3 protein-coding genes are annotated in these 6,049 nt (G+C 74.3%); all 3 read right to left on the reverse strand.

Annotated features, from left to right (window positions below):
- Positions 1-163: 163 nt before the first annotated feature.
- A complete protein-coding gene (locus tag AN218_RS31435) occupies positions 164-1,618 on the reverse strand; it encodes an aldehyde dehydrogenase family protein (protein ID WP_070020425.1) in 1,455 nt (484 codons plus the stop codon).
- Between the two features lie 304 nt (positions 1,619-1,922).
- Entirely contained in the window at positions 1,923-3,698 is a 1,776-nt protein-coding gene (locus tag AN218_RS31440; protein ID WP_070020426.1) for a PucR family transcriptional regulator, read from the reverse strand.
- A gap of 157 nt (positions 3,699-3,855) precedes the next feature.
- Positions 3,856-5,952 carry an ATP-binding protein gene (locus AN218_RS31445; protein WP_338059655.1) on the reverse strand — a complete coding sequence of 699 codons (2,097 nt, stop codon included), beginning with the start codon at positions 5,950-5,952 and terminating at the stop codon, positions 3,856-3,858.
- Between the last annotated feature and the right edge of the window lie 97 nt (positions 5,953-6,049).

The following is a 6,049-nucleotide window of genomic DNA, read 5'->3' on the forward strand; positions in this document are numbered from 1 at the left end:
CGCCGGGCGCCGAGCCGGCCGCTGCGGCTTCACGGTTCACGGGCATGGGGTGAACGTACCCGCGCGCGGGACGGACGGGCGGCGGGACGGCGCGCGCACCAAGCGCCGCCCGCCTCCCGCCCGTTGGTCGCCCCGGCCGTCTCCGCGGGCGGGCCGCCGTGAACTACAGCTCCAGGCCCGTGAGCACCATGACGCGCTCGTACGTGTAGTCCTCCATCGCGAAGCGCACGCCCTCGCGGCCCACGCCGGACTGCTTCGCGCCGCCGTACGGCATCTGGTCGGCGCGGTAGGACGGGACGTCGCCGACGATCACACCGCCCATCTCCAGCGCACGGTGGGCGCGGAAGGCGGCCTGGATGTCGTGGGTGAACAGCCCTGCCTGGAGGCCGTACTGGGAGTCGTTGGCCACGGCGAACGCCTCCTCCTCGCCGTCCACCTTCGTCAGCGACATGACCGGCCCGAAGACCTCCTCGCAGCCGATCCGGGTGTCGGCCGGGACGCCCTCCAGCACGGTCGGCGCGTACGTCGCGCCCTCTCGCTTGCCGCCGGTGAGCAGCTTCGCGCCGCGCGAGACGGCCTCCTCGACCCACGACTCGACGCGCTGGGCCGCCTCTTCGCTCACCAGCGGGCCGACGTCGGTCGCCGGGTCGGAGGGGTCGCCGGTGCGCAGGGCCTCGATCGCGGTGACGACCTTCGGGACGAGGCTGTCGTAGACGGAGGCGTCGGCGATCACCCGCTGCACGGAGATGCAGGACTGGCCCGCCTGGTAGTTGGAGAAGGTGGCGATGCGCTGGGCGGCCCAGTCGAGGTCGGCCTCGGAGGAGTAGTCGCCGAGCACGATCGCCGCGCCGTTGCCGCCCAGTTCGAGCGTGACGCGCTTGCGCGGCGCGGAGTCGAGGATGGACCAGCCGACGGGCGCCGAGCCGGTGAAGGAGATGATGGGCAGCCGCTCGTCCTGCACCAGCTCCGGCATCCGGTCGTTGGGCACGGGCAGCACCGACCACGAACCGGCCGGCAGATCCGTCTCGGCGAGCAGTTCGCCGATCAGCAGCCCGGACAGCGGCGTGGCCGGAGCGGGCTTGAGGATGATCGGGGTGCCGACGGCCAGCGCGGGCGCGACCTTGTGGGCGCAGAGGTTGAGCGGGAAGTTGAACGGCGCGATGCCGAGGACCGGCCCGTACGGGAAGCGCCGGGTGAGGGCGAGACGGCCCGCGCCGCCCGCGTCGGAGTCGAGGCGCTGCGCCTCGCCGCCGTTGAAGCGCCGGGCCTCGTCGGCGGCCCAGCGGAAGACGGAGACGCACCGGCCGACCTCACCGCGCGCCCACTTCATGGGCTTGCCGTTCTCCGCCGAGATCAGCTTGGCGATCTCCTCGGAGCGCTCGCGGACGCGGGCCGTGACGTGGTCGAGCGCGGCCGCGCGCACATGCGCCGGGGTCGCGGCGAACTCGTCCGCCACGGACGCGGCGGCGGCCACGGCCTCCTCGACCTGGTCCGCGGTGGGCAGGCTGATGCTGCCGACGACCCGTCCGTCCCAGGGCGAGGTGACGTCGAGCCTGTCGTCGCCGGTGGCCTCGCGGCCGGCGAGCCAGAACGCGTGCGGGGAAGTCGCTGTCGTCACTGCGGGGGCCGCCTTCCGAAGTGGTGATGTCTGCGGAACGAGGACGGATCCCACGGCACGGCGGCAGCCGCCCGCGGTCCGGCTCTCCCTGCCCACGGTAGGGGTTGGCGGCAGCGCTGTTTCTTGTCCGGGGCGTAGCAGTGCCGGGCCGGGACGCGCCGGTTTGGCGCCTCGCGGTGGGGCGGGCGGAGGGTTCGGGGAACGGGTCGTACGGGCGTTCCGTACGGACGCTCTGTACGGCCCGATGCGCGCGGCCCGTTCCGTACGGAGGCTCTCTACAGCAGCCGTCCCGTACGGAGGCCGCTCAGCCCGTCGCCTTGAGGGCGAGCCACAGCTCCATGCGGACGTCCGGATCGTCCAGCGAGCGCCCGAGGATCTCCTCGACGCGGCGCATCCGGTAGCGCAGCGTGTGCCGGTGCACGCCCAGATCGGCGGCCGCGGCGTCCCACTGCCCGTGCCGGGAGAGCCAGGCGCGCAGCGACGCGACGAGGTCTCCCCTGCCGTTGGCGTCGTGCTCGCGCAGGGAGCGCAACAGCCCGTCCGCGAAGGCCCGTACGGCGTCGTCGGCGAGGAGCGGAAGCACCGAGCCCGCGGCCACGTCCTCGTGCTCCACCAGCGGCGTACCGCGGCGGCGCGCCACCGACAGCGCCTGGTCGGCCTGCTTGAAGGCGACGGCGGCGCCCGCGAGACCGCTCGGCGCGGAGACCCCGATGACGAGCGCGTCGTCCGGCAGCGAGACACCGCCCGGCGGATGGGATCCCCCCGCGCCCGACGGCTCGACGGCCTTCGCGCAGGCCGCCGCGTACTGGGCGCACGCCGCGACCGCGGCTCCCCCGTCGGAGGCGAGCACGACGAGCCGGCTGCCGTCCGGTATGACGAGGACGGCCTCGCCGCTGCGTGCGGCGGCGGTCTCGACGAGGTCGGCGAGCGCTTCCAGCGGTCCGGGCAGATCCTCGGCGCTGCCCTCCGGTACGGGCACGGAGACGGCCGAGGACTCGGTGACGGTCACGACGGGCATGTTGCCGCCGGCGGGCGCGGACGTACGGGCGGGCCCCGAGCCGTTCGCCTCCACGGCAGACTGCCGTCCTGCGGCGGCCCCCGCACCCGCGCGGGCGCGGGAGGAGGGACCCGCGGCGGGTTCGCAGATGAGCACCCGCATCGGGGCGTCGAGCAGATCCCCGTACAGGCCGCCCGCGACCGCCCGCGCATGGTCGGACTCACCGGAGAGCAGCATCCTCATCACCGCGGCGCCCAGGCGCTGTTCGGCCTCCTGGAGCGCGCGGGAGCGCTCCATCGTGAGTGTCAGCAGGGCGATCGCGGAATGGACGGCGTAGCGCTCGGCGGTGCCGAGCGGAGCGGCGGTACCGACGGCGAGCACCGCCTTCGCACGCCGTCCGCTGCCGACCGACTGGAGCTCGACGCGGTCGTCGCCCGCGTCCGCGCCGCTGACGACCGCGCTCGCGGGAGCCGGACGGTCGCGCAGCCGCTCGGCCTCGCCGACGAAGCGGGCGGCGCGGCGTCCCGCCCACGCCGGTGCGGTGGCCACGACGGCACCGGAGGCGTCGTACAGCGCGGCCCAACCGGCCACCTCCGAGGCGAGTTTGGTGAGCAGCGCCGCCGGGCCCTCGTGCGACAGCGCCGCCCGCGTCATCTCGCGCTGCGCGTCGAAGCCGGCCGTCACCGCGCGGTACTGCTCGGCCGCGATGGCCGCCGAGACCGCCTTGCTGATCGCGATGAACGGCGTACGGCGCGGGACTTCGAGCAGCGGCAGATCCGCCTCCCGGCACGCCTCGATAAGCGTCTCCGGAACCTTCTCGTAGTTGACGCCCGCGGCGAAGCCGATGCCGACCACGCCCTTCCCGGCCAGCCGGGCCACGTAGGCGCGCATGGCGTCCGCGTCCTCGACGTCCAGCTTCAGGGCGGTGACGAGCAGCAGCTCACCGCCGTCCAGATACGGAGTCGGATCCGCCAGCTCGCTGGCGTGCGCCCAGCGCACACCGGTGTCCAGCCTGTCCTGCCCGGTGAGCACGGCCAGCCGGAGTGCGGAGTGCTGCACGAGGGAGGCGAGAGTCGGTGGCATAACAAGGCTCACCGTACAGGCGCCCGGCTCATTTCGGTCATTCCCGAACTCACCGCCGTACGGGCCCGCGTGCGCCCTCGCGGGGCCTTTCGCGCACCGGTCCGCGCACCGGGTGCGGGCGCCCGTTCCGGTGTCGTACGACGGGAGGTCCGCGCGGTCACTCCCCGAGCTCCGCCAGGATCGGCGGGGTGCGCTCTCCGCGGACGGTGGTCAGCGACAACACCGCGTGCCCGGGCGGCAGATCGTTCGCGAGATCGGACGCGGACCATCGCTCACGCTGGACGGTGCGGACGGTGACGGACTGCGTGGTGGCGCGAACCCCCGTGAACAGGGCGCGGATTCCGCGGACCCAGCGCGTGACGAGGCCACCGTGGTAGTCGGGCGTGTGCGTGACGTCCTCGGTCTGCACCCAGTCCCGGCCCCAGGCCTGTGCGAAGACCTCGCCGTCCCAGGTGTTCACCCCGGCCATGACCACCCGGCAACCCACCGCTCCCAGAAGGGCGGTGCGCAGATTCTCGGGTACGTCGGCCAGCGTCCGCAGCGCGAGCAGCACACCCGCGTTGGCCGAGCGGAGCCGCTGGATCTCGCGTACGGCGGACTCGGTGATCGCATGCGTGGCGTCGTCGAGGACCAGGCAGGCGAAGTGGGAGCGGTCGTCGCGGGCGGCGACGCAGGCCGAGAACTGGGCGAGCAGCAGCCTGCTCAGCAGCCGCGAGGCCTCCGCGTGCCCCCGGTCGGGCAGATCGATGCGTACGCGTACCGCGTGTTCGAGCGCGCGCATGGAGAACGGGCGGCTCTCACCGCTCGTGTCGAAGAAGCCGGCGAAGGCGGGCCGGTCGAGGAGGGCGACGCGGTCCGCGAGGAGCCGCCCCGGATCGTCGGCGCGGCTCGACTGGCGTTCCCGCGCGTCCAGTTCGCGCAGCGCGGCGCCGGCCACATGGGACCCGGACGACTCGCACGCCTCGCGCAGTGCGGCCAGAGCGACCGGCACCCCGTCCAGCAGCTCCCGGAGTTCCGGGACCGGGGGGAAGCGGCCGTGCGCCGCGCGGTACGGGCCGATGAGCTGTGCCAGGGCGGTGGCGGCACGGCGCGGATCGGTCTGCGGGTCGTCGCCGACGAGCGCCTCGGCGAGCACCGCGGCCGCCTCGTCGGGGTCGGTGGTGCCGCCGTAGAGGTCCAGGTCGTACGCGGAGTCCGGATGCCCGAGCTTGATCACCACGTCGAACGCGGAGTCCGGCCCGAGCCCGGATCCGGCCGGGCCGGCGGCGACGAGCGCCGTACGGCCCGCGAGCGCCTGGAGCGCCAGGGTCTCCACGACGGGGCGTACGACCTTCGCCGTCTTGCCCGCACCGGACGGGCCGACCGCGAGCAGCGAGGTGCTGAGCAGCCCGGGCTCCAGAGCCAGGGCCGTGCCCCGGTAGCGATAGGGATTCCGTTCCACGTCGGGGACCGACCCCAGGCGTACCTGCCCTGTGCGCAGGTCGTGGCGGGCCACGCGAGAGGGCAGGTCGCGCGCGGCCGAGGGATGGACGAAGGCGGCGGCGGCACGGCTCATCACCTCTGCCGTGAACCGCTGGCGGCGCTCGGGCTGTGCCTCGACCGCACGCCATTCCATTGCGATACGGGCGTAGTCGACGTCGTTCATGCGGCCCGCACGGACCTCCGCGGTGAGCAGGTCCGCTGCGGCGTGTTCGCCCGCGCCGCGCACCCCGGGCCAGAAGGCGGGGTCGTCCGGACCGAGCGCGTGGTCCGCGGGCGCCGCTGTCTCTCCGTTCTTCGGGGCGGAGTTCGGCCCGGCGGCGGATCCGGCCGCCGACGCGTTCCGGGCCGAGGCCGTCTCGTCGCCTCCGCGGAACCGCTTGCGCACGTGTCGCCGCCAGACCTCGGGCCAGCGGCCCGCGCGCCCGGCGACCCAGAAGAGCGGAACGAGCAGGACGGCGTAGATGCAGTAGTTGAACAGCAGCTTCCCGAGCAGCGAATGGGACTCGCCACCCCACGCCCAGGAGTTCGGGAACAGTCCGTAGAGCCAGCCGAGCACCGGGATGTACCCGTTGGTGATCAGCGACCAGACGAGAAGGGCCACCAGCAGCGCGAGCAGCGCACCGCCCAGGAGTTGCCGGTCATCGATCCGGTCCGGTTCCTGAGCAAGCTTCGGCCGGTGGCCGTAACGCCAGATCCCGGGCTCCGCCTCCGGGCGCGGGACGCGCAGCCACTCGGCGAGCGACGTACTCGCGCCGGGGGCGTGGCGAGGCATCGGCGGCACAGCGGATTGCGCGGGAACGGACGGGCGCGGGCCGCGCGCCGGTCCTCCGGGGGCCGGGGAGCCGCCGGGGACGACCGCCCGTCCGGGG

It is taken from the genome of Streptomyces nanshensis (assembly GCF_001751255.1).
GTDB classification, from domain to species: domain Bacteria; phylum Actinomycetota; class Actinomycetes; order Streptomycetales; family Streptomycetaceae; genus Streptomyces; species Streptomyces nanshensis_A.

What these genes read in the sequence shown, in the direction of transcription:
- AN218_RS31440 (WP_070020426.1), bottom strand. Translation starts at nt 3,698, where the DNA reads ATGCCACCGACTCTCGCCTCCCTCGTGCAGCACTCCGCACTCCGGCTG.
- AN218_RS31445 (WP_338059655.1), bottom strand. Translation starts at nt 5,952, where the DNA reads ATGCCTCGCCACGCCCCCGGCGCGAGTACGTCGCTCGCCGAGTGGCTG.